Origin of the sequence: Janthinobacterium sp. MP5059B, assembly GCF_001758645.1 — a bacterium.
GTDB lineage: Bacteria > Pseudomonadota > Gammaproteobacteria > Burkholderiales > Burkholderiaceae_D > Janthinobacterium > Janthinobacterium lividum.
In genome coordinates this window covers 410567-434758 of the sequence record NZ_LRHX01000006.1, presented here as the reverse complement: position 1 = coordinate 434758, position 24192 = coordinate 410567, and the positions used below count along the sequence as shown (strand labels likewise).

Genomic DNA, 24192 nt, shown 5'->3' with positions numbered 1-24192 from the left:
GCGGACTGTGCCGCACTCGCGTAGATTCGCGGCACGATGATGAGGGAAAGCCCCATGCAAGAGGAATTGGAAACATTGCTGGCAGCAGCGTTCAAGAGCGAGCGGGCACAGGCACGCCGCCTGGCCGCGCTGGAAGGCATCGCGGGCGACGCGGCGCTGCGGCGGATACTGGAACAGGCATCCGGCAGCTTGGGCCTGGCCGCCCTGCTGGCGGCGCGGCTGCAGGCGCGTGCGGCCGACGCACAGCGCAAGGCGCAAAAAATCAGCGATCGCCAGCAGGCGCAGGCGGCGCGGCGGGTGATGGCAGTGCCGGCGTCGGCCTGGCGCGGCTGGTTCGACGGTTCCGCCCATCCGAACCCGGGCAAGCTGGGCATAGGCGCCCTGCTGCTGGGGCCAAACGGCGAGCGCATCGAAGTGAGCGAGGCTGCCGGCTATGGCAGCAGCAGCGACGCGGAATATGCGGCCCTGACGGCCGTGCTGCAGGCGGCACTCAAGGTGCGCCCGCCGCCCGTGCAACTGCTGCTGTACGGCGACAGCCAGGTGGTGATCAATGATGTGCTGGGAACGACGCCGCTGGGGGCCAAGGGACTGGAAACGCAAAGGGCCACCGTAGTGGCCCTGCTGGAACAGTTTACTGATGTGAGCTTGCGCTGGCTGCCGCGCCACAGGAATGGCGAGGCGGACCGGCTGTCCCAGCTGGCCATTACCGGCTGGGTAGCAGAGGATTAAGCGGCGCGGCCGATCCGCAACGCTTCCTTCGGCTCTTTCGCCACCGGACGTTTCACTCCCTTCAATCCGCTGACACTGGCCTGCTGCCCGTTCAGCTTGAACACGCTGACCACTTGCGCCAGGTTGTGCGCCTGGTGCTGCATCGATTCGGCGGCAGCCGCCGACTCTTCCACCAGCGCCGCATTTTGCTGCGTGACGGCATCCATCTGGCCGATGGCGCGGTTGATCTCGTCGATGCCCACGCTTTGCTCGCTGCTGGCCGCCGTGATTTCCGTGATGATGTCGCTCACGCGCTGCACGCTGTCGACGATGTCGTTCATGGTCGAGCCGGCTTGCGCCACCAGCATGCTGCCCGCGTTGACTTGCTCCACGGACGCGCCGATCAGGGTCTTGATCTCTTTCGCCGCCGAAGCGGAACGCTGCGCCAGGTTGCGCACTTCGGACGCCACGACGGCAAAGCCACGGCCCTGCTCGCCCGCGCGGGCCGCTTCCACGGCCGCGTTCAAGGCCAGGATATTCGTCTGGAAGGCGATGCCATCGATGACGGAAATGATGTCGACGATCTTGTTCGATGACGCATTGATCGATTCCATCGTGCCCACGACCTGCGCCACGACTTCGCCGCCCTTGACGGCCACTTGCGCCGCCGAGGCCGCCAATTGGTTCGCCTGGCGCGCATTGTCCGCGTTCTGTTTCACGGTCGAGGTCAACTCTTCCATCGACGAAGCCGTCTCTTCCAGCGAACCGGCCTGCTCTTCCGTGCGGGAGGACAGGTCCTGGTTGCCGGCGGCAATTTCCGTCGACGAGGTGGCGATGCTGTCCGTGCCCGTGCGCACTTCGCTGACGATGTTGAGCAGGCTCGTGTTCATGTCTTTCAGGGCCAGCAACAGTTGCCCCGTTTCATCCTTGGCGCTGGCGTCGATCTGCGCCGTCAAGTCGCCATCGGCTACCTTGCGGGCGATGTCCACGGCCGTGCGCAGGGGGCGCACAATGCCCATCGTCAACAACCAGGCGCAGACGACGCCAAAGCCCAGCGCCAGCACGGCCAGGGTCAGCAGCAAATTGCGGCTCGTCTTGGCGACCTCGTCGATCTCGCGCGCCGTCTTGTCGATGCTGGCGCGCTGGTGCTGCAGCATGTCGTTGACCACTTTCAGGTATTTCGTCGAACCGGGCACGAAGATGCCCTGGAACGCCTTTTCTGCCTCGGCTTCCTGTCCATCCGCTTTCAGCTTCGACACTTGCGCGCGCGAATCAAGGTAAACCTTGCGCTGTTCGCTCACCAGGCGGAACAGTTCCTTTTCTTCCGGGCTGGAAATCAAGGCTTCGATTTTCTTTTGCAATTCGCCCGATACGACGGACGATTGCTTGGCCTCTTCCGCAAAATACGCGCCCAGTGTGGTGTCGCTGCTGCGCGCGATGGCCGTGGTGCGGCGCACGCCGCTGTCGATCTTCGCGTACCAGTCGGAAATATAGCGTTCCTTCGCCAGCGGCAATTCCATCATGGTGCGCGTGGCCATGGCCACATCATGCAAGCGCCACACGCTGATGCCCGTGATGACCATGGAAAACAGCAAAATCACGGCAAAACCCAGGCCGAGGCGCACACCAATACTGACGTTTCTTAACAAATTCATGTGAATATCCTAAAAAAGCGGAACCAGACTATATAAAAGGGGGACAGCAGAAAGCGGCTGCTCGGGGCAGCCGCGGCGCCATCAGCGTGTGCCGATGCGCAAGGCGGTTTTAGGCGCAGCCGGGCGTTTCAGCGCTTTAGCACCATTCAGCTCATTGAGCTTGAACACGCTGACGACCTGCGCCAGGTTGTGCGCCTGGTGCTGCATCGATTCGGCGGCGGCCGCCGACTCTTCCACCAGCGCCGCATTTTGCTGCGTGACGGCATCCATCTGGCCGATGGCGCGGTTGATCTCGTCGATGCCCACGCTTTGCTCGCTGCTGGCCGCCGTGATTTCCGTGATGATGTCACTCACGCGCTGCACGCTGTCGACGATATCATTCATGGTCGAACCGGCTTGCGCCACCAGCATGCTGCCCGCGTTGACTTGCTCCACGGACGCGCCGATCAGGGTCTTGATTTCTTTCGCCGCCGAAGCGGAACGCTGCGCCAGGTTGCGCACTTCGGAGGCCACGACGGCAAAGCCACGGCCCTGCTCGCCCGCGCGCGCCGCTTCCACGGCCGCGTTCAAGGCCAGGATATTCGTCTGGAAGGCGATGCCGTCAATCACACTGATGATGTCGACGATCTTGTTCGATGACGCATTGATCGATTCCATCGTGCCCACCACCTGCGCCACGACTTCGCCGCCCTTGACGGCCACTTGAGCCGCCGAGGCCGCCAACTGGTTCGCCTGGCGCGCATTGTCCGCGTTCTGTTTCACGGTGCTGGTCAGCTCTTCCATCGACGAAGCCGTCTCTTCCAGCGAACCGGCCTGCTCTTCCGTGCGGGAAGACAGGTCCTGGTTGCCGGCGGCGATCTGCGTCGACGACGTGGCGATGCTGTCCGTGCCGCTGCGCACTTCGCCGACGATGTTGAGCAGGCTGGTATTCATGTCCTTGAGAGCGAGTAAAAGTTGCCCCGTTTCATCCTTGGCGCTGGCATCGATCTGCGCCGTCAAGTCGCCATCGGCTACCTTGCGGGCGATGTCCACGGCCGTGCGCAGGGGACGCACGATGCCCATCGTCAAGACCCAGGCGCAGACGACGCCGAATGCCAGCGCCAACGCGGCCAGCACCAGCATCAGGTTGCGGCTGGTATTGGCGACGGCGTCGATCTCGCGTGCCGTCGTATCGATGCTGGCGCGCTGGTGTTCCAGCAAGTCCTGCACCATCTTCTGGTACTTGGCGGCGGCCGGCACGAAGGTCTTTTCAAACACGTCATTGGCGGCATCGACCTGCGCTTCGCCCTTCAGCTTGTAGACCTGGTCGCGCGAGCTGATGTACACCTTGCGCTGTTCCAGCAAGCCAGCGAACATGGCTTTTTCCTCCGGCTTGTCGATCAGCGCCTCGATCTTCTTTTGCAGCTCGGCCGAGCTGGACGACGAGACTTTCGATTCTTCGGCGAAGTAGCCGCTGAGCGAGGTATCACTGCTGCGGGCAATGGCGATGGTGCGGCGCACGGCGCTGTCGATACGGCCATACCAGTCGGAAATATAGCGTTCCTTGGCCAGCGGCTGCTCCATCATGATGCGCGTGGCGCTGGCCACGTCGTGCAGGCGCCAGACGCTGATGCCCGTAATGAGCATGGAAAACAGCAAAATCACGGCAAAACCGAGTCCGAGGCGGACACCGATGCTGACGTTGCGTAATAAATTCATGTGACTATCCTAAAAAGCCCTGCCGTCAGCCTGATAACAAGCTGACGATCTCGCTCATGGGCGGGCGCTGACTGGCCGCTGTAGCGAATTGGCGTAAAAAGTGAAACTGAAGTGAAACTGGCGCACGGTTCGGCTGAACCGTGCGCCAGGAAATGCGCTAGCGTGCGCCTTGCAGAAAAAGCAAACAATGCTTGGGGTCAATTGTTTCTAAAAAACCCTCTCGGCACCAGGGAGTCAGGACATGTTCAGGGCAAGGCGCGTGGCCGAAGACAGTACGAATGTACGGCGAGGCAACGCCGCCCTGGACTTTTCCTGGCGGCCTAGGCGGCCAGCTTCTCGATCAAACCCATGTCGGCGCTGGACATCAGCTGGTCGATATCGACCAGGATCAGCATGCGCTCGTCGATGGTGCCCAGGCCGATCACGTACTCCGTGTTGATCGAACGGCCCATGTCCGGCGCCGGCTTGATCTGTTCTGGCATCAGGGTGGTGACGTCGGAGACGCGGTCGACGACCATGCCGACGACGCGGTTGCCGATATTGAGGATGATGACAACGGTAAACTGGTCATAGCTGGGCGTGCCCAGGTTGAACTTGATGCGCATGTCGACGATCGGCACGATGATGCCGCGCAGGTTGACCACGCCCTTGACAAACTCGGGGGCGTTGGCGATGCGGGTCGGCGTTTCATAGCTGCGGATTTCGCTGACTTTCTGGATGTCGATGCCATACTCTTCCTGGCCCAGGGTAAAAGCCAGGTATTCGGCAGCCTTGGCAACGGTTGCGCCAGTGTCGCTGGAAATGGTGCTCATGATAATCCTTTAGTTAAATCGCCCAAGGGCGCAGGCCACGGCACGCTGCACGCAGGCCTTGGACGTGACAAGAGCCATCCGCAAGGCATGGCTCCTACTTGTATGTTTTGCAAATGCTTTCTTGCAATTAGCTTATGCTTCTAATTTCCATGCGGCAATGTTACCCCATGTAAATTTTACATGCACTAAAAAAGAGCGTCTGCCGACCTGCCTCGTTATCAAAGGGGAAATTACGTGGCAAAAACGGCACGCTGCATGGCACTCGCCGGACCGCAAATGCAGGTGCCGGCACTGCCGAGCTCGCCGTTTTATGCCACACTTGCGGCCTTTGCCTTTTAGAAGTTCGAACCATGCAATCCTTGCTTTCCCAATGGCAACCACGCCTGCTGGCGCTGGCCACGGCCGGCCTCGGCGACGACAGCGCCCACGACATCAACCACCTGCAACGCGTCTGGCGCAATGCCAGTGTCTTGCTGCAGGACCATGCGGAAGCGGACGCCCTCACCGTGATGGCCGCCTGCTATCTGCACGACCTGGTCAACCTGCCGAAAAACCATCCCGAGCGCCACCTGGCCTCGCGCCAGGCGGCAGCACTGGCTTGCCGCCAATTGGCGGAACTGGATTTCCCATCAGAAAAACTGGCCGGCGTAGCACACGCCATCGAGACGCACAGTTTTTCCGCCAACTTGCCGCCGCACACCATCGAAGCGCAAATCGTGCAGGATGCCGACCGCATCGACGCGCTGGGCGCCGTGGGACTGGCACGCCTGTTTTACACGGCGGCGCGCATGGATAGCGCGCTGGCGCATGGCAGCGATCCGCTGGCAGCCCATCGCCCGCTCGACGACAAGGCATACGCGCTCGACCATATCGTCACCAAGCTCGACAAACTGCCCGGCAAGATGCAGACGGCGGCAGGCCGCGCGCTGGCCGAACAGCGGCTGGCCGTGCTGACGGATTTCCGCGCCGCCTTTGCCGGCGAGTGGGGTATTAGTACATAAACCCTGGTGGCGATAGCCAGCATGGCCCATGCTGTCTATAATGCAAGGCTCAGCTATCGCGCCGCGCGTCAGCAGAAACCTGCAACGCGCCGGCGCAACGCCAACAACTGAACCCCGCCAGCCGCACGGCGGCGCGGGGTGCGCGCCGAAAGCATGCATGTCCGATAAAACCAGCACCGACAGCCCTTCCCCGTCATCGCCCGCCGCGCCCGCGCGCGCCGGCAACCTCAATTTCATCCTCGTCTGCGTCTTCATCGACATGCTGGGCATCGGCCTGGTGGTGCCCGTGCTGCCCATCCTGATCGGCAACTTTGTCGACGGCAAGGATGCCCAGGCGTTCTGGTACGGCATCATGGCAGCCCTCTTCGGCTTGCTGCAATTCATCTTCATGCCCATGCTGGGCGCCATCAGCGACCGCGTGGGACGCCGTCCCGTGCTGCTGTACTCGATGGCCGGCATGGGCATCAACTTTCTCGCCACGGGCTGGGCGCCGAACCTGGCCTGCCTGTTCATTGGCAGGGTTATCGGCGGCGTCTCGTCGGCCAGCATGTCGGTCGCGTCCGCCTACGCCTCCGACGTGTCCACGCCGGACAACCGCGCCAAGAGCTTCGGCAAGATCGGCGCCGCTTTCGGCCTGGGTTTCATTTGCGGCCCCATGCTGGGCGGCCTGCTGGGCGAAATCGATCTGCGCCTGCCGTTCTACGTGGCGGCGGGCCTGTCGGCGGCCAATTTCATCTATGGCTATTTCTGCGTGCCCGAATCGCTGCAGCCGGGCCCGCGCGCACCGTTCACCCTGGCGCGCATCAATCCGTTTGCCGCCCTGCTGAAGCTGGTGCGCCGCGTGGAAATCCGCGGCCTGGTACTGGCTTTCGGCCTGATGACGTTTGCGCAAATGATGCTCAACACCACCTGGGTGCTGTACACGCATTTCCGTTTCGACTGGACGCCGCGCCAGAATGGCATCGCCCTGTTCTGCGTGGGCCTGTGCGCGGCCGTCGTGCAGGCGGGCTTGCTGGGCATACTCATCAAGCGCTTCGGCGAGGTGCGGTTGTCGCTGCTGGGCATGGCTTCGGGCGCCCTCACCTATTTGCTGTACGGCCTGGCGACGCAGGGCTGGATGATGTATGCGCTGATCCTCTGCAACCTGCTGGCCTTTGCCGCCGGACCGGCCCTGCAAGGCATCATCTCGAAATCATCGAACGCCAGCGAACAGGGAGAACTGATGGGCTCCCTGCAATCGATCAGCAGCCTGGGCATCATCATGATGCCTTTGCTGGGCAGCATGATCCTCGGCAAAGTGAGCCATTTGCCGCCGCAGGACTGGCGCATCGGCAGCACTTTCTACCTGTGCGCGATCATGCAAATTCTGGCCATCCTGGTGGCCTGGCGCTACTTCAAGGCGCAACGCCAGGCAAGACTTATGGTTTCCACCACAAAGTAGTCAGCGGGATAATGTTGTATTTGGGAAATAAATAGGCGAGAATGGGATAATCAGCGGGGCGTTACCGATGCCCGGCATTCGATGGTGAGCAAGGATGGGTATGACTGACTTTTATTCCAGCGCCTGGCGCCGAACCGTGGCCATGCTGGCGCTGGCGCTGCCGCCGCTGGCGGGCGCGCAATGTTCGCGCGACATCCAGGTGCCCGTCTCGGCCATCGGCGCCAGCGTGGTGGTCAATGGCGCCACGATCGGCGGCATCTATCCCGACTTGCTGCGCAGCATGGGCGCCAAGCTCGGCTGCAACTTCATCTTTACGGCCGTGCCCCGCGCGCGCCTGGAAGCGATGTTCGAGGCGGGCAAGGCCGACTTGCTGATCCCCGCCAGCAGCACCTTGCGGCGCGACCAGCATGGCTTGTTCATCCCCATGCTGGGTAGCCGCCCCCTGCTGATCTCGCTACAGGGCGCGCGCGCGCCCATCAACACCATGCAGGAACTGATCGAGCGGCGCGAACTGCGCGTGGCGCTCGTGCGCGGCTACGACTATGGCGCGCCCTACCAGGCGCTGGCAAAGGAGCTGAGCAGCCAGGGACGCCTGTTCTACGAAGTCGACGCGCTCTCCGTGGCGCGCCTGATGCAAAGCGGCTTCATCGATGCCACCATCATGAGCCCCACCATCCTGGCCGGCGTGGCGCAGAACGATGCGCGCGTGTATGGCCTGGCCGACCGCTTGCGCCTGGAAGCGCTGCCAGAATTACCTTGGGGCATGAGCGGCGTCTACCTGTCGCGCAAATCCCTCACGGCGGAAGACCAGGCTACCCTGCGCGACCTGCTGGACAAGGCGGGGCGCTCGGGTTCCGTGATGGAAGGCTTCCAGCGCCATCACCGCCAGGAATTGCTGTCGCTGAGCATACGCCCCCGCTAAGGCCTGCATGTCCGGTCTGGTCGTCGCCGTCGTCCTGTTTGCCGCCCTGCTGCACGCCAGCTGGAATGCCATCGTCAAGTCCGGCAAGGATACCTTTCTCAGCACGGTGCTCGTCTCCGTCGGCGCGGCCCTGATTTCACTGGCCGTCTTGCCCTTTGTTCATGCTCCCGCACCCGCCAGCTGGCCCTACCTGGCCGCTTCGGCCGTGGCGCAGCTGGCCTATTACTCGCTGCTGGCGGCCGCCTACAAGGCGGGCGACATGAGCCATGCCTATCCCCTGATGCGCGGCAGCGCGCCGCTTATCGTCGCGCTGGCCAGCTGGCCGCTGATCGGCGAGCGCCTGTCCGCCATGCAGATGGGCGCCGTCGCCTGCATCTGCGCGGGGATCCTCGGCCTGTATGTTGCCGCGCGCACGAGCGCCATCGGCCAGGTGCCGAAAAGCACGGGGCGCGCCACCGCCTTTGCGCTGGGCAACGCCTGCGTCATCGCCAGCTATACCCTGATCGACGGCATCGGCGTGCGCCTGTCCGGCGCGCCAGCCGCCTATACGATGTGGATTTTTGTCTTGAACGGAACCGGATTGCTGCTGTGGACGGCATTGCGCCGTCCCGCCGATTTGCTTGCGTATGCGCAAACGCAATGGCGCCTGGCCGCCGTTGGCGGTTTCGGCACCCTCGCCTCGTATGGCCTGGCCCTGTGGGCCATGACGCAGGCGCCCGTGGCCGCCATTGCCGCCCTGCGCGAAACATCGATTTTGTTCGCCATCGCCATTGCGGCCCTGTTCCTGCGCGAAAAAATCAGCCCCCGCCGCTACCTGGCCATCGCCCTGATAGCGGCGGGCGCCATGCTGATGCGAATGGCCTAGCGCGCGTCGAGCGGCGCCATCGGCAACTCGATTGCGCTGGCCGCCCCTGTCGCGTGGTACACGCGCTGCGTCGCCTTTCTATAATGGCCTGGATCAGCCAGGAAGATGTTCGGCACGTAGTTTTGCGGATTGCGGTCGTACAGGGGGAACCAGCTCGACTGTACTTGCACGGCGATGCGGTGGCCGGGCAGGAAGACGTGATTCGCGTTCGGCAAGGCGAAGCGGTAGCGCTGCACTTGGCCCGCCGGGATCGGCGTCGGGTGCTCGAAGCTGTCGCGGTAGCGCCCGCGGAAGATATCCATCGCCACGCCCAGCTGATACCCGCCCATGGCCGGCTGCGACGGCACCTCATCCGGATACACGTCGATCAGTTTCACCACCCAGTCCGCATCCGTGCCGCTGGTGGCGGCAAACAGGTTGACCATCGGCGCGCCAGCGATGCGCACGGCCGTTTTCAACGGTTCGGAAACATAGCTGAGCACGTCCGTGCGGTCCGCATAGCCGCGCTGGTCGCTGACCAGCCATGGCTTCCACACGTCGCCATCGTTCAGGCGCACGGGACGGGGCACGAAAGGCACTGGCTTGGCGGGATCGGCCACGTATTCATCGAAGGCGCCTTCAGCCGCATCCGCAGCGCCCGATGGCGCCGCAAAGCCCAGCTTGTAGCCATCCTGCAGGTAGATCGGCGTCAGCTTCGTGTCGCAGGTCTCGCAAGCCAGCGGCCACTGCTGCAGGCGCTGCCACTGATTCGTGCCGCTCTGGTACGACACCACGGGCGCCGTATTCGCGTCCGGCGCGCCATCCTTCAGGTATTGATTGAGGAATGGCTGCATGACTTTTTCGCGGAACTGGCGCGCCGTATCGCCGTCGAACTTCAGGGCGCCCAGGCTGGAACCGTCATAGTTGACGCCGCTATGGCGCCACGGGCCGATGGCCAGGTAATTGAGGTTGTTGCGCTTGTCGCGTCCCTCCATCGCCGAATAGGTGGCGTAGGGGCCATAGATATCTTCCTGGTCCCACTGCCCCACCACGTGCATGGTGGGCACGATCAACGGACGTTTCGCGAGGATCTTGTCGAGCGCCTGTTCTTGCCAGTAACTGTCGTAGGCCGGATGTTCGAACAGCTTTTTCGTGTACGTCAGCTTGTCGATGCCGAACTTTTTCGCGTAGTCACCGGCCGAGCCGATGCGCAGATAGGCGTCGTAATCGTCATAGACGCCCAGCGCCGGCGATTCGCCGCCGCCGCGCACGCTCGTCTGTCCCGCGATGTACGACAGGCTGGGCATGCGGAAGGCGCCGTTATGGAACCAGTCGTCGCCGCGCCAGCCATCGACCATGGCGCTCATGGGAATGGCCACCTTCAGGGCCGGATGCGGGTCGACCAGGGCCATCAGCACCGTATGCCCCTCGTACGAGGAACCCAGCATGCCCACCTTGCCATTCGTTTCCGGCACGTTTTTCACGAGCCAGTCGATGGTGTCCCACGCATCGGTCACGTTATCGACCTTGGTATTGTTCAGCGGACCGCGCACGGGGCGCGTCATGACGTAATCGCCTTCCGAGCCATACTTGCCGCGCACGTCCTGGAACACGCGAATGTAGCCGTTTTCCACCAGGGTGTCGTCGCCCAGCGGCAAAGTGACCAACATGCTGGGGCTGGCGGCGCGCTGGGCGCGGCGGGCCGCATTGTACGGCGTGCGCGTGAGCATGATCGGCGCCTTTTGCGCGCCTTTCGGCACGACGATCACCGTGTACAGCTTGACGCCGTCGCGCATGGGGATCATCACCACGCGCTTGACGTAGTCATTCATGTCGGGCATCACCAGCTTGGCGCCGATATCGGGCGTCATCGGCGGCGTTTGCGCCATCGCCGGTACTGCAAACAAGGAACTGATAACAAAAGCCAGACCGGTGAGCCGGACGGGGGACGACACGCGCATACTGTTCTCCAATGATTCATGCCACGCAAAAGTGGCCGAACGGCAATAGTACCCGGAAAGCAAGTTCCGCATAAGGCTAGCCTCTGACGCAGCGCAGCAGATAAATCGGGGCGCAAACTTGACAGAACGCGTGCGAACTGCAACCATAACGCCATGAAATTTATTCATTCACAACACGCCTGCTTGAATTGGTGGTCCCGCTCACTTTCGCGCGGCCACTGCATAGTGATGTGAATTATGATCAACGCCGCCTCGATCGGTGGCGTAACAGGCTCAGCCTGGATCATCCCCGATGCAGGCGGCTCGAAAGGAAACTTGATGAGCTTGCCTAACACCCCCGATACCCCCGACACCGAGAATACCCCGGCCGCGCCGCTGTCGGCCGCCGCCATCGCGTCGCAATCCGTGATCCTGACGGGCGACCGCCCGACCGGCCCCTTGCACCTGGGCCACTACGTGGGCAGCCTGCGCGACCGCGTCCGCTACCAGAACAGCTACAAGCAATTCATCATGCTGGCCGACGCCCAGGCGCTGACGGACAATATGGAAGACATCGACAAGGTGCACCGCAATGTCGTCGAAGTGGCGCTCGATTACCTGGCTGTCGGCATCGACCCGACGAAGACCACGGTATTCATCCAGTCGCAAATCCCGGAACTGGCCGAACTGACGTTTTACTACCTGAACATCGTCACCGTGGCGCGCCTCGAGCGCAATCCCACCGTCAAGGAAGAAATCCGCCTGCGCGGCTTCGAGCGCGACATCCCGGCCGGCTTTTTGACCTACCCTGCCAGCCAGGCGGCCGACATCACGGCCTTCAAGGCGGGCGTGGTGCCCGTGGGCGAAGACCAGATCCCGATGATCGAGCAAACGAATGAAATCGTGCGCCGCTTCAACCGCATGTACAACCGCGAAGTGCTGATGGAATGCAAGGCGCTGGTACCCGACATCGGCCGCCTGCCCGGCATCGACGGCAAGGCGAAGATGAGCAAGTCGCTGGGCAACACCATCAACCTGGGTGCGACCTCGGCCGAAATCACGGCCGCCGTGAAAAAAGTCTATACCGATCCGCTGCACCTGCGCGTGGAAGACCCGGGCCACCTGGAAGGCAACATCGCGTTTACCTACCTGGACGCCTTCGACCCGGAAAAAGCGGCGCTGGCCGAAATGAAGGCCCATTATGTGCGTGGCGGCCTGGGCGACAGCATTGTGAAGAAGCGCCTGGATGTAGTCTTGCAGGAAATGCTGGCGCCGATCCGTGCCCGCCGCGAAGAATTCGCCAAGGACAAGGGCCAGGTCATCCAGATGCTGAAGGAAGGCACCTTCAAGGCACGCGAAGTGGCGGCCCGCACGGCCGATGAAGTCAAGTCGGCGCTGGGCCTGAACTACTTCTGATCACCAGCAGTCATAGCAAACTGATATAGCAAACTGATGCGCCCAGGCGGAGTCGGGTAAAATCCCGCTTTCGCCTGGGCGCAATTCGTTTGTCACCGTGGCATCAGCAATCCGTAGAGAAGACAACGCGCCATGACCGATACCCCTATCGAACAGCTGCTGCAGCAGCATTTTTCCATCGATGCGCTGCAATGCTCGCCCGCGCCGCTGCAGCAGGCGCTGGGCATGCTGGGCGGCTGGCTGGCCGCCGAACGCGACACGCCCTATCCGCACACGCCGTATGCGCAATTGCTGACGCAACTGTCCGATACTTGCCTGCCCGCGCACGGCATGCCCGTGGCGCAATTCCTGCAAGAACTCGACACCACCGTGCTGGCCAATACGGCCCAGCTGAACCATCCGCAATACATCGGCCACATGACGCAGGCCCTGCCTTGGATCAGCGTGCTTGCCGAAGCGTTTACGGCCACCCTGAACCAGAACCAGGTGAAGATCGAGACGGCGTATGTGTCGACCCTGATCGAAAAGCAGATCCTCGGCTGGCTGCACCGCCAGGTGTACCAGCAGGCCGATAGCGTCTACGCGCAGGCGATGGCAGCCACCAGCGGCGCGCTGGGCAATGTCGTCAATGGCGGCACCATGGGCAACTTGACGGCCCTGGCCGTGGCGCTGGAACAGCAGTTGCCCGGCACGCGCAAACGGGGCCTGTTTGCCGCCATGCAGGATTCTAGCTACGCGGGGCTGGCCGTGATCGGTTCGGCCCGCAGCCATTACTCCGTGAAAAAGGCGCTGGCGACCCTGGGCCTCGGCGAAAACGCCTTGCACCTGGTGGCCGTCGACCGCGACAACCGCATCGATATCGCCGCACTGGAAGCGACCATTGCCGACTTAAAATTGCGCAAGATCAAGGTCGTCGCCATGATCGGCATCGCCGGCACGACGGAAACGGGCGCCATCGATCCATTGGCCGCCATGGCAGCCATTGCCGCGCGGGAAAGCATCTGGTTCCACGTGGATGCGGCCTGGGGCGGCGCCCTCCTGATCGCGGAACAGTACCGCGCCCTGTACGACGGGATTGCCCTGGCCGATTCCGTCGTCATCGACGGGCATAAATTGCTGTGGGTGCCGATGGCGCAAAGCATGGTGCTGTTCAAGGATAGCGCCAGCCTGAACTTGCTGAAACACAATGCCAACTACATCTTGCGCGACAATTCGGGCGACCTGGGCCAGACGTCGCTGGAAGGCTCGCGCCGCTTCGATGCCTTGAAACTGTGGACCTCGTTCAAGGTGCTCGGTGTGTCCGGCTACACGACCTTGCTGCAGCAGGCGGCCACCCTGTCCGGCCAGTTGCAGGACTTGCTGGCCGACCAGCAGGATTTCGAACTCGTCACGCGCTCCGACACCTTCATTCTCACTTACCGCTACGTGCCCGCGCACTTGCGCCAGCGCATGGAAAGCTTGCTGGCCGACGGCGAAGTGGAGGCGGCGACCGAACTGAACAAGCAACTCAACACCTTGAACGCCAAGCTGCAGAACCGGCAAAAGGCGCAAGGCCACAGCTTCGTCTCGCGCACGGTACTGGAATCGACGCGCTACCCCGGCCCGACCAACGTGCTGCGCGTGGTCATGACGAATGTCAAGACGCGCCCCCACCACCTGCGCGTCATCCTGGCCGAGCAGCGCGCCATCGGCCAAACGGTGGTGGCGGAACTGGGCCTGTAAGGAATCCCACCCATAGCCTTGACTGGATGCACGATGCAGCGTCTTAGCGCCCTTACCGACCTCTTGCGGCATCTGCTGAAATGGCTGCTGCTGGCCTTTGTTGTGGCCGTGCTGGCGGGATCGGCTTCGGCCGGCTTCCTGTTCGCCCTTGAATGGGCAACCGCTACGCGGCGGGCGCACGTCTGGCTGATCTGGCTGCTGCCCGTGGCGGGCTTTGCCGTCGGCTGGCTGTATTTGCGCTATGGCAGCAGTGTCGAAGGCGGCGCGAACCTCCTCATCGATGAAATCCACGACCCGAAAAAAATCATCCCCTTGCGCATGGCGCCGCTGGTGCTGGGCGGCACCGTCATCTCGCATTTGTTTGGCGCCTCCGTCGGGCGAGAAGGCACTGCCGTGCAGATGGGCGGCGCGCTGGCCGACCAGCTGACCCGCAGGTTTCGCCTGAACAATGAAGACCGCCGAATCATCCTGATGGCCGGCATCAGCGCCGGCTTTGCCTCCGTCTTCGGCACACCGCTGGCGGGCGCCCTCTTCGGCCTGGAAGTGCTGGCCATCGGCCGCTTGCGCTACGAAGCCATGCTACCCTGCCTGCTAGCTGCCGTCATCGCCGACCAGGTGGGCTTGCTGTGGGGGCAGTTATTCAACATTCACCACACGCATTACGCCGTGCCTTTGATCCCCGCCATCTCCGCCTGGACCTTGTCCGCCATGGTGATCGCTGGCGTGCTGTTCGGCGTGACCGGCAACGTGTTTGCGCAGGCCACGCACGGCTTGAGCGGACTGATGAAGCGCTGGATCCGCTACGCCCCGCTGCGCCCCCTGGCCGGCGGCGTGATCATCGCCATCGCCGTGTGGCTGATCGGCACGGACCAGTATATCGGCCTGGGCATCCCCACCATCGTCGACGCGCTGAAGGAACCGCTGCCGGCATACGATTTCCTGGGCAAGATGGCGTTTACCATCGTCTCGCTGGGCACAGGATTCAAGGGCGGCGAAGTGACGCCATTGTTCTTCATCGGCGCGACCCTGGGCAATGCGCTGGGCCCGCTGCTGCACCAGCCCGTCACCTTGCTGGCCGCCATCGGCTTCGTCGCCGTCTTCGCGGGCGCCGCCAACACACCGATCGCCTCGACCCTGATGGCCATGGAACTGTTCGGCGCCGAGATCGGCGTGTATGCGGCCATCGCCTGCGTCGTGGCCTATCTGTTTTCCGGCCACGCGGGCATTTACCGGGCGCAACGGGGCGGGCATGCCAAGCGCACCGTCCACAAGGATATCGACACATGACACAGAACATCTACGACAACGACGCCTTCTTCACGGCCTACAGCCAGCTGCCCCGCTCCGTCGGCGGACTCGACAGCGCCCCCGAATGGCCAGCCCTGCGCGCCATGCTGCCGGAGATACAAGGAAAAAGCGTGCTCGACCTGGGCTGCGGCTATGGCTGGTTCTGCCGCTGGGCAGCCGACGCTGGCGCGGCGCAGGTGCTGGGCGTGGACGTGTCGGAAAAGATGCTGGCGCAGGCATGCAGCATGGGTGAGCACGCGGCCGTCAGCTATGCCCGGCTGGACCTGGAACAACTGGCCCTGCCGCCCGCCAGCTACGACCTCGTCTACAGTTCGCTCGCGTTTCACTACATCGAGGATTTCACCACCTTGCTGGCTGCCATCCGCCACGGCTTGAAACCGGGCGGCAAGCTGGTGTTTTCCATCGAGCATCCGATCTTCATGGCCCCGCGCCAGCCGGGCTGGCTGACGGACGCGCAAGGCCGCAAGCGCTGGCCCGTCGACAGCTACCAGCAGCAAGGCCCGCGCGTGTCGGACTGGCTGGCGCCAGGCGTGATCAAGCAGCACCGCACGCTCGGCACGACCATCAATGCGCTGCTACGCGCCGGTTTCCAGCTGGAACATGTGGAAGAATGGGGTCCCACCGACGCACAGGTCACGCAACAGCCGGCGCTGGCGGAAGAGCGCGAGCGGCCGATGCTGTTGCTGGTGGGCTGCGGCCGGCCGTAACCGCGCTGTCAGCTGGCCACATTGCGCGTAAAGCGCAAGGTGGACTCGCCCGCATTCACATAGGCATATGCTTGCGCGCTGCTGAACACGAAAAAATCGCCCGTGCCCAGCGTTCTCGTCCCGGCCGCCAGTTCCAGCTGCAGCTCGCCTTCCAGCACGTAGATCATTTCGCTGAAGCCGGCAGGGTCCGGTTCGGCGTCGTAGCGCTCGCCAGGCGCCAGGCGCCAGGCCCACAGTTCCACCTGGCGGCTGGCGGGCGCGGCACCCAGCAGCACGGCCTGGCTGGCTTGCGACGCGCTTTGCCACATCAGCACGCGCAGGCTGTCGTGCGGCTGTTGCGGCGGCTGCACCAGGTCGACAAAGGCCACGTCCAAGGCGGCTGCCACATGGTCGAGGTTGGCCAGGCTGATGTTGGTGCTGCCCGCCTCGACGCCATTGACCATGCGCCGGCTCAGGCCCGACTTGCGCGCCAGCTCTTCCTGGCTGAGGCCGGCGGCCAGGCGCAAGCGCCGCAGATTGGTGGCCAGGTGTGCCAGCACGCCACCGGTCTCGGCTTGACTGCGCAATATATTGCTCCTATGATGATGGGAAATATTTTGCTCATAGCATAGCGCCCCATGAAAACACACGCAAGTCCCCAGCCCGCCTTCGGCCTGCCCGAACTGGCCCTGATCGCCATCACCTTAATCTGGGGCGGCACATTTCTCGTCGTGCAACATGCCGTGACGGTCAGCGGCCCGCTGGCGTTTGTCGCCGCCCGCTTTGCCGTGGCCGCCAGTATCGGCGCCCTGATTTGCCGGGGCCAGCTGCGCCACCTGACGAAGGCCGAATTGTTGACAGGCATGGCCATCGGCGTGAGCATCTTTGGCGGCTACGCGCTGCAAACCTATGGCTTGATGTATATCACGAGCAGCAAGTCGGCCTTCATCACAGCCTTCTATGTGCCCATCGTGCCGCTGGTGCAATGGCTGGCCTTCAAGCAGCGGCCCCACCCTGCCGTATGGGCGGCCGTCGTGCTGGCGTTCGCCGGCTTGCTGCTGCTCACCGGCACGGATGGCTTGAGCATGGGCTTCGGCACGGGCGAACTGATCACTGCCGTGGGTGCCATCGCGATTGCCCTGGAAATCATCCTCATCAGCCGCGTCTCGCCGCAATTGAACATCCTGCGCGTGACCATCGTGCAACTGGCCACGGCGTCATTGATCGCCTTGCTGCTGATGCCCGTCATGGGCGAAGCGCCACCGGTCCTCAGCAAGACTTTCATCCTCAGCGTACTGGCACTGGGCTGCGCCAGCGCACTGATCCAATATGTGATGAACTGGGCGCAAAAGCGCATTTCCGCCACGAAAGCGACGCTGATCTACGCGGGTGAACCCGTGTGGGCCGGCGTGATCGGCCGCATCGCCGGCGAGCGCCTGCCGGCCCTGGCCATCGTGGGCGCGATATTGATCATTTGTGCGGGCATCCTCAGCGAGTGGCGGCCCAAGCGCCGTGTGCGCGCAGCAGGCAAGGCCGTGCAGCCATAAGGTTTATTCCACGTCCCGCCGCAGCGCCGCATCTGCATGCAGCGCCAGCGGCACGGCCCTGGCCCAGCGGTTCGACGACAGGGAAAACGTCAGCGCGCGCACCTGGTGGTACCAGCCGGCAGGCACGTACAGCATGTCGCCCGGCTCCACGATGCATTCGATCATGCTGGCCTGGCGCGCCAGGGGAAAACGTTCGAAATCGGGCGCTTCCGGGTCGAACGGTGAACCGAAGAGAATGGCGTTCGCTTCGCTGGGATAGAGAAAGACGTCGTGGTGCGGCGGCGATAAAAAGATGCGCTTGCGGCCCCACACTTGCGCGAAGATATTGTCGTCGTAATCGCAATGCAAGGGCGTGACCGTGCCGCCCGGACCCACCCAGAAGCGCGGCGGGCCCATCTTGTCAAAATATGTGGGCCAGTGGCACAGGCGGTTCAGCTCGCGCAATTCCAGGTTGCCCAGGTATGGCGGCAGCGCGTACTTGCCCTCCGCCACCAGGTCCAGGTATTGCCCCATCGACATGTCCTGCATGGCGCGGTCTGCCGCGAATGCCGTGTTGATGTAGTCGCCCACGCGCGCGCGCACGGGCACATGGCTGAATTGCTCGCGCAAGACTTCGGGCTCCAGCTTGGATAAGGGCCAGCGCTGCACCAGCCCGCGCATCAGGAAGGGCAATCCCAGCGCGGCGCGCGCGCGAAAGGCGGCGGCGTCCAGCATGGCCAGGCGCGGCACCTCGGTGATGGCCGGCAAGTCACGCGCCGCCTGCTTGATGGCCTCGCGCATGGCGTCGATGGACGTGACGCCGCGCACCTGCGCATCCTTGCCCTCGCGTGCCTGCTTGCGCGCAAGGGCCGCTTCGGGCGAACTGAATTGTGCTGGCGGCCGGGGCGGCAGCGCGCGCGGCGATATGGGCGTGGCCGCAAGCGGGAGCGGCACTTTCTTTTCTACGGGCATAAACCTTCTTTGCGATCAAGGCGTCGCACGACATGGCGCGACAGTGCGCCATTTTAAGCCAGCAAGGCCCGCATGACCTATTCCCCCCGACGTCTCGACACCTGACAAAACCGTCGCGAGCGGCAGTGATTTGTGGCTAAGAAGCGCAACCGTACTCCAGTACGGTGAGCATCGCAGGCCGCAAAGCGCGACGCGCAGCAGGTTTGGTCAGGTGTCCTCAGACAGGGGTCTTGAATATCGGATCGACGATGAACTGCTGCGCCTTGATGCGCAAGGTGCGCTCTTCGTCCAGCTCGGCGCGCGTTTCACCCAGCTCTTCGCGTTCCGCTTCCAGTTCCAGGCGCGCGGCCGCCAGTTCCGTTTCCACGCGCGTCAGGCTTTCCAGCTTCAACTGGGCCTGGATCAGTTCGGCACGCGCCGCTTCGGCCGCTTCTTCCAGGCGCGGGATGCCTTCGAGCTTGAATTGCGCCTTGGCCAGATCCATGCGTGCCTGCTCGGCTGCCTCTTCCAGGCGCGGCAAGCCTTCCAGGCGCAGTTGCGCCTTGGCCAGGTCCGTGCGTGCCTGGTTCGCCACTTGCCGTTCGCGCTCGAGCTCCTCGCGCAAGGTTTCCAGCTCGCCCGCCTGCAGGTCGAGCAACTCTTGCTGGCGCTCGTTCTCGCTGGCCAGGTCCATCAATTCCTGTTGATTGTCATTCATCTCGGCTTCATGCGCGCTGTGGCTGGCGCTTAATTCCTGTCCTACATAATCGAGGATGGCTTGCTGCAGCACGGGCGACAGTTCGGCGGCGGCAGCGATCTGGCGTTGCGCGCCTGCCTTGCGGCGCAGCAAGAGCTTGCTGATGGTGCCCAGACAGGCGCCGTTGCCCAGTCGTTCGCGCAAGGCGCGTACCGTGATGGCCTGGCCTTCGCCCGCCATCGCTTCCATTGCCGCATTGATCTGTTCCGCGCTTACTTTTGCCATGTCGTGTACTCTTGAATGTTGCCCAGGGCAATCTTGCCCAGGGGCATTATCTTATGCCAGCGGCGGCAAAGCGTAAAGTATTTCTCAATAGAAATTGCAATTACACAACGGAACTTGTGCAAGCATGCGGCCTGGGATGTTTTACTCTTCGAGCAGGCCATTTTCCGTGAGCATATCCTGCACCAGTTCCAAGCGCAGCACGGGATTGTCCTGGCTCAGCAACAATTGCTTTTGCATGGCGCTCAGGGACAGCAGCTCGCACCAGCGGTTCGCCACCCAGCCGCACTCGTCGAGCCGGTATGGCGGCTGCAAGGGCATTTGGTCGGGCGGGATCTTTTGTTCCTGCAGGGTGCGGATCAGCGCGCCGAGCGCGTCGGCCACGTTCTGCTGCTCTTGCGGAATGGGAATGGTTTTATCGGGCGGTAAAGTTTCGACCTGCGCCATCCACAAGCCGTGCTTCAGCTGTTCGCTGGAAACGATGTGAAAGCGCTGCATGCCCATGCATTTGATTTGCAGCAAGCCGGACAAGGGCGCGGCCCAGTCAATGACGCGCGCCAGGGTGCCCACGGGCGCCAGGGTTTCCTGATGGCCCGGCTTGCGCACTTCCGTGCCATCCAGCAGCTGCACCACGCCGAACGGCTGCTCGCCCATGATGCATTTGCGTATCATGTCCAGATAGCGTACCTCGAAGATCTGCAGGGGCAGATAGCCATCGGGATACAGCACCGTATTGAGCGGGAACAAAGGTATCGAGGTCATAAGCGCATGATGGCACGAATGGCATATCCGTGCTGCGCGCCTGGCGCCCCTGATTATTTGTAGAAGCGCCTTTTCTTGGCCCGCTCCGCCGCCTTCGGCGCCAGCACTTTCACGGCCTTCTTCTGGATGGTGCCGCCGGCGGACGTGCCCGGCACGCGGTGTTCCGCCTCGAAACCGGGCTCCTCGTTGCGTTTCAGGGTTTGCCGGGTCAGCGCTTCCACAGCCGACAGCAGCTCCACTTCATCGGCGCACACAAGCGAAATGGCTGCACCCGAAGCGCCCGCGCGGCCCGTGCGGCCGATGCGGTGGATATAGTCTTCCGCCACGGTGGGCAAGTCGAAATTGACGACGACCGGCAACTGGTCGATATCCAGGCCGCGGGCGGCCACGTCGGTCGCCACCAGCACTTGCACCTCGGCAGATTTGAAACGGGCCAGCGCGCGCAGGCGGTTCGGCTGCGTCTTGTCGCCGTGAATGGAATCGGCGCGCACGCCCTGCTCCAGCAAGGTGTTCACCAGCAGCTCGACACCCTTGCGCGTCTTGACGAAGACCAGGACCTGGCCCCAGCGCATTTTCTTCAGCAAGTGCAAAAACAGTTCCGGCTTGCGCTTCTTGTCGCACACGATGACGGATTGCTTGACGGCCTTGACGGTGCTGTTGCGCGCGCTCACCTCGACCGAGACGGGATCCTTCAGCATGGTTTTCGCCATGGCGCGGATGGCGTCCGAGAAGGTGGCCGAGAACAGCAGGGTCTGGCGCTGCTTGGGCATGGTCATCAGCAATATATCGAGTTCGCGCTCGAAGCCCAGATCCAGCATGCGGTCAGCCTCGTCCAGCACCAGCGTCTGCACTTGCTCGAACTTGACGGCGCCCTGCGTCTGCAAGTCCAGCAAGCGGCCCGGCGTGGCCACCAGCACGTCGAGGCCCTTGCGCAATTTGCTGATCTGCGGCTCGATGGGCACGCCGCCATACGCGACAAAGCTACGCAGCGGCAAGTTACCGCCATAGCTGCGGAAGCTGGCATAGACTTGCTCGGCCAGTTCGCGCGTGGGCACGAGCACCAGCACGCGCACGCACTGGGGCGCCACCACGCCTTCCAGGGTCAGGCGCTGCAGCAGCGGCACGGCAAAGCCTGCCGTCTTGCCCGTGCCCGTCTGGGCGGCGGCCATCAAGTCGCGCCCGGCCAGCACGGCAGGAATCGATTGCGCCTGCACGGGGGTCGGCTTGGCATAGCCGAGCTCATCGAGTTTGCGGACCAGGGGATCGATCAGGCCGAGGGAGGAAAACGTCATGGGGAAAGCAATCTTGGCAAATGAAAAGGTGGCGCGCACGGACCGGCCGCGCGCGCGATTGCCGAGATTATAGGCCAGCGGGGAGGCTGGCCGGGGTTTTCAGTGCGGGAACGTCACGATCAGAACTTCATTTCCAGGGTGGCGCGCGCCTGCGGCGAGCTCGGTGAAATGCTGTTGCGGGTGATCGTACCGCTGGCATCCGCATACGTGGTGGTGCTTTCGAAGTCTTGCGCCAGCAGGTTCGACACGGCCAGGCGCAGCTGGTTCTTCGCATCGAACTTCCACAGCGCATAAATATCGAGGTCGCGCCGCGGCGACGTATAGGCGCTCTGGCGCTCGGTGATGCGCACGGGGCCGCCATTGCGGAAGTTGAAGCTGCCGCCCGTCGTCAGCACGCCATCGGGCGTCTTGTAGTCGAGGCCGAAGTTGCCGCTGACGGGCGTTTGCTGGTCGAGCCGGTTGTCCGGCCCCGGCACCTGCTCCACCTGCGACCAGTTGCGGCTGACGCTGGCGCGCAGGTCGATGGCCGGCACAGGCGCTGCCAGCACGGCGCGCAGCGGGAACTTCGCTTCCAGTTCCAGTGTCTGTGTATTGGCGCGGCCATCGTTGACGGGCGTGGAGACCCAACGGTCATTGATGAACAGCAAGCCTTGGCGCGTGTAGCCATCGATGCGGCGGGCCGAGGCGCGCGCGCTGAGCAAGGCGCCTTCGGCCCAGTAGTGCTCGTACGACACATCGATGCCCAGCGCCAGCTCCGGCTTCAGATACGGATTGCCTTCGCGGTCGGGGTCCGTCTGGCTATTGTTGGTCGAGGTATTGCGGCGCGGAATCAGGCTTGACGTAGGCTGCGCCTTGTAGGTGCGCGTCAGGGCCAGGCGCACCTGGTCGCCCTTGGTATCAGGCAACTTCCACAGGGTTTGCAGCAGCGGGCTCCACACGCTGGTGCGCTGCTGCACTTCGTCATAGGTGTCGCCCGCGCTGCGCGTGTCGATGCCTTCCCAGCGCACGCCCGCATACATGGACCAGCGCGGCGTGATTTCCCAGTCATCCTGTACGAACAGGGCCAGGCGCTTGATCGTGGCGTCGAAACCCTCATCGCTGTTGACGGGAGGACGCGCACCCAGGGCCGCTTCGCGCTGCCGGCGCGATTCCTCGCGCTCCGTGTAGGCGCCATCCCAGCCCATCGACAGAGCATGGCCGGGCAGCAGGGGCGTGGAATACTTGCCGGTCGAACTGACGCCGTTTTCCGTTGCCTTCACGCCCACCTTGCGCTCGAGGGCAAGGCCACTGCCATCGATAAAGCCCTGCTGCAGGCTGTCGGACGTATTGCGGGCGGCCGAGGCGCCCACTTTCAGTTCCAGCCTGGCGCCGGCGGCCAGCTTGTGCATCCACGTCAGGTCGCTGCGGCCGAAGGCATTGTGGTTGCTGGAGCTGCCCGTATTGCTGTCGTAGTCGGGGCGCACGCCCTGCTCCGTTTCCGCGCGGCTCAAATTGCGGTGGTTCGAGCGCCCGCCATTGAAAAAGAATTGCGCCGTCACATTGTCGCCGTTGGCCAGCACCCAGTTCAGGCGCGGCGACAGGTTGATACCTTCCGGGCGGCCATCGCCCGTGCCGTTCGTGCGGCGCAGCAGGTTTTGCCGGCCATCGGGCGCGTAGCCCAGTTCCAGCCCCGGATTGTCGTAATGGTAATCGTAGCGGAACAGCGAGCCGGCCAGCGAATACGAGAAATTGCCGTCGCGGTCGGACAATTGCACGTTGACGCTGGGCGAAAAGCTCACGTCGCTGCCCTGCACGCCCAGCTTGAGTTCGCGCTGCGCCGTCTTGACGGCTTTTTTCAGCACCACGTTGATGGTGCCGGCAATCGACTGCGTGCTGTATTCGGCGCTGGCAGCATGCAAAATCTCGATGCGTTCGATCACGTCGGGCGACAGGGTGTCGAGCGAGAAACCGGCCGGCGCCCGCTCGCCATTGAGCAATATCTGCGTGTAGCCGCTGCCCAGTCCGCGCATGCGGATTTCGCCGCCCGAGCGTCCGGCCGCACCGGACACGGTAATGCCGGGCAGGCGCTTGAGCACGTCGGTGACATTCGTGTCGCCATACTTGAGGATTTCCTCGCTGCCAACAACCATCTTGCTGGCCGTATCGTCGCGGCGCGGATCATAGCCGCTGCCCTTGACTTCGACAGTCTGCATGGCGGGAGCGGCGGATTTCTCGGCCTTCTCGGCCTTCAGCGGCACGGCGGCGTCAGTGGCGGCGGGCGTTTCGGATTGCTGGGCCTGGGCATTCCAGGCAAGTAACACGGAGGAACAAAGGATGGTAAGGCGAAGGCAACGGCGTGGCATCATGACCTGGCTAAAAAAGTTGGCTGAATAAAAATGGCTAAAAGCTAAAAAACAGGCCGCTGTATTGTGCTGTAATTTTTTCCGAGTGACACAGTTTCCTGAAAATATTTCCTATGGCAAATTAAATTCGGCGGCCGGCTGTACTACACCCCCTTGCATACGGTACATATCATTGCGCGCCACATCG

At 63.1% G+C, this 24192-nt stretch carries 20 protein-coding genes; 10 read left to right on the top strand and 10 right to left on the bottom strand.

Annotation, left to right across the window (positions count from 1 at the left end; all coding sequences use genetic code 11):
• Positions 1-54 precede the first annotated feature (54 nt).
• Entirely contained in the window at positions 55-729 is a 675-nt protein-coding gene (locus JAB1_RS06715) for a ribonuclease HI family protein (protein ID WP_070279239.1), read from the top strand.
• Here the strand turns inward: JAB1_RS06715 and JAB1_RS06710 are convergent.
• The 3 genes from JAB1_RS06710 to JAB1_RS06700 all read right to left on the bottom strand — a co-directional run bounded on the left by JAB1_RS06710 (position 726) and on the right by JAB1_RS06700 (position 4873).
• On the bottom strand, positions 726-2363 hold the full coding sequence (locus JAB1_RS06710; RefSeq protein WP_070279238.1) for a methyl-accepting chemotaxis protein: 1638 nt from the start codon (positions 2361-2363) through the stop codon (positions 726-728). The genes JAB1_RS06715 and JAB1_RS06710 overlap by 4 nt on opposite strands.
• A gap of 81 nt (positions 2364-2444) precedes the next feature.
• Positions 2445-4061: a methyl-accepting chemotaxis protein gene (locus JAB1_RS06705; protein WP_070279237.1), complete on the bottom strand. Its 1617-nt coding sequence runs from the start codon at positions 4059-4061 to the stop codon at positions 2445-2447.
• A gap of 320 nt (positions 4062-4381) precedes the next feature.
• A complete protein-coding gene (locus JAB1_RS06700) occupies positions 4382-4873 on the bottom strand; it encodes a chemotaxis protein CheW (RefSeq protein WP_034784183.1) in 492 nt (163 codons plus the stop codon).
• 350 nt (positions 4874-5223) lie between these two features.
• Here JAB1_RS06700 and JAB1_RS06695 point away from each other — a divergent pair, with 350 nt between their 5' ends.
• From JAB1_RS06695 to JAB1_RS06680, 4 genes are all read left to right on the top strand, one after another.
• Positions 5224-5874 (top strand): HD domain-containing protein, encoded by a 651-nt coding sequence (locus JAB1_RS06695; RefSeq protein WP_070279236.1) that lies wholly within the window; start codon positions 5224-5226, stop codon positions 5872-5874.
• A 157-nt stretch (positions 5875-6031) separates the two neighbouring features.
• Positions 6032-7315, top strand: coding sequence for a TCR/Tet family MFS transporter (locus tag JAB1_RS06690; protein ID WP_070279235.1), 1284 nt, complete (start codon positions 6032-6034; stop codon positions 7313-7315).
• 100 nt (positions 7316-7415) lie between these two features.
• Positions 7416-8237 (top strand): transporter substrate-binding domain-containing protein, encoded by an 822-nt coding sequence (locus JAB1_RS06685; RefSeq protein WP_034784189.1) that lies wholly within the window; start codon positions 7416-7418, stop codon positions 8235-8237.
• A gap of 7 nt (positions 8238-8244) precedes the next feature.
• Positions 8245-9102, top strand: coding sequence for a DMT family transporter (locus tag JAB1_RS06680; RefSeq protein WP_070279234.1), 858 nt, complete (start codon positions 8245-8247; stop codon positions 9100-9102).
• Here JAB1_RS06680 and JAB1_RS06675 read toward each other — a convergent pair.
• Positions 9099-11042 carry a CocE/NonD family hydrolase gene (locus tag JAB1_RS06675; protein WP_070279233.1) on the bottom strand — a complete coding sequence of 648 codons (1944 nt, stop codon included), beginning with the start codon at positions 11040-11042 and terminating at the stop codon, positions 9099-9101. The two genes, JAB1_RS06680 and JAB1_RS06675, sit on opposite strands and share 4 nt — an antisense overlap.
• A gap of 318 nt (positions 11043-11360) precedes the next feature.
• Here JAB1_RS06675 and trpS point away from each other — a divergent pair, with 318 nt between their 5' ends.
• The 4 genes from trpS (at position 11361) to JAB1_RS06655 (ending at position 16174) form a co-directional block, all read left to right on the top strand.
• Positions 11361-12437 carry a tryptophan--tRNA ligase gene (trpS, locus tag JAB1_RS06670; protein WP_225317293.1) on the top strand — a complete coding sequence of 359 codons (1077 nt, stop codon included), beginning with the start codon at positions 11361-11363 and terminating at the stop codon, positions 12435-12437.
• A gap of 132 nt (positions 12438-12569) precedes the next feature.
• A complete protein-coding gene (locus JAB1_RS06665) occupies positions 12570-14159 on the top strand; it encodes a pyridoxal-dependent decarboxylase (RefSeq protein ID WP_070279232.1) in 1590 nt (529 codons plus the stop codon).
• Positions 14160-14192: 33 nt separating this feature from the next.
• A complete protein-coding gene (locus tag JAB1_RS06660; RefSeq protein WP_070279231.1) occupies positions 14193-15446 on the top strand; it encodes a voltage-gated chloride channel family protein in 1254 nt (417 codons plus the stop codon).
• The gene (locus JAB1_RS06655) at positions 15443-16174 is read left to right on the top strand and encodes a class I SAM-dependent methyltransferase (RefSeq protein WP_070279230.1); all 732 of its coding nucleotides are present in this window, start codon (positions 15443-15445) and stop codon (positions 16172-16174) included. Before JAB1_RS06660 ends, JAB1_RS06655 begins: the two co-directional genes overlap by 4 nt.
• 8 nt (positions 16175-16182) lie before the next feature.
• Here the strand turns inward: JAB1_RS06655 and JAB1_RS06650 are convergent, their stop codons facing one another.
• Positions 16183-16740 carry an XRE family transcriptional regulator gene (locus JAB1_RS06650; RefSeq protein WP_083299591.1) on the bottom strand — a complete coding sequence of 186 codons (558 nt, stop codon included), beginning with the start codon at positions 16738-16740 and terminating at the stop codon, positions 16183-16185.
• A gap of 51 nt (positions 16741-16791) precedes the next feature.
• Between JAB1_RS06650 and JAB1_RS06645 the strand changes: the two genes are divergently transcribed.
• On the top strand, positions 16792-17700 hold the full coding sequence (locus JAB1_RS06645) for a DMT family transporter (protein ID WP_070279229.1): 909 nt from the start codon (positions 16792-16794) through the stop codon (positions 17698-17700).
• Between the two features lie 3 nt (positions 17701-17703).
• Here JAB1_RS06645 and JAB1_RS06640 read toward each other — a convergent pair whose 3' ends face one another.
• The 5 genes from JAB1_RS06640 to JAB1_RS06620 form a co-directional block, all read right to left on the bottom strand.
• On the bottom strand, positions 17704-18651 hold the full coding sequence (locus tag JAB1_RS06640) for a cupin-like domain-containing protein (RefSeq protein ID WP_070279228.1): 948 nt from the start codon (positions 18649-18651) through the stop codon (positions 17704-17706).
• 217 nt (positions 18652-18868) lie between these two features.
• Positions 18869-19612 carry a DNA-binding protein gene (locus tag JAB1_RS06635; protein WP_035818092.1) on the bottom strand — a complete coding sequence of 248 codons (744 nt, stop codon included), beginning with the start codon at positions 19610-19612 and terminating at the stop codon, positions 18869-18871.
• Between the two features lie 141 nt (positions 19613-19753).
• Complete coding sequence (locus JAB1_RS06630; protein ID WP_052140282.1) at positions 19754-20371, bottom strand: LON peptidase substrate-binding domain-containing protein; 618 nt, start codon at positions 20369-20371, stop codon at positions 19754-19756.
• 53 nt (positions 20372-20424) lie between these two features.
• Positions 20425-21663: a DEAD/DEAH box helicase gene (locus JAB1_RS06625; protein WP_034784254.1), complete on the bottom strand. Its 1239-nt coding sequence runs from the start codon at positions 21661-21663 to the stop codon at positions 20425-20427.
• A gap of 119 nt (positions 21664-21782) precedes the next feature.
• Entirely contained in the window at positions 21783-23963 is a 2181-nt protein-coding gene (locus JAB1_RS06620) for a TonB-dependent receptor (RefSeq protein ID WP_343215978.1), read from the bottom strand.
• Between the last annotated feature and the right edge of the window lie 229 nt (positions 23964-24192).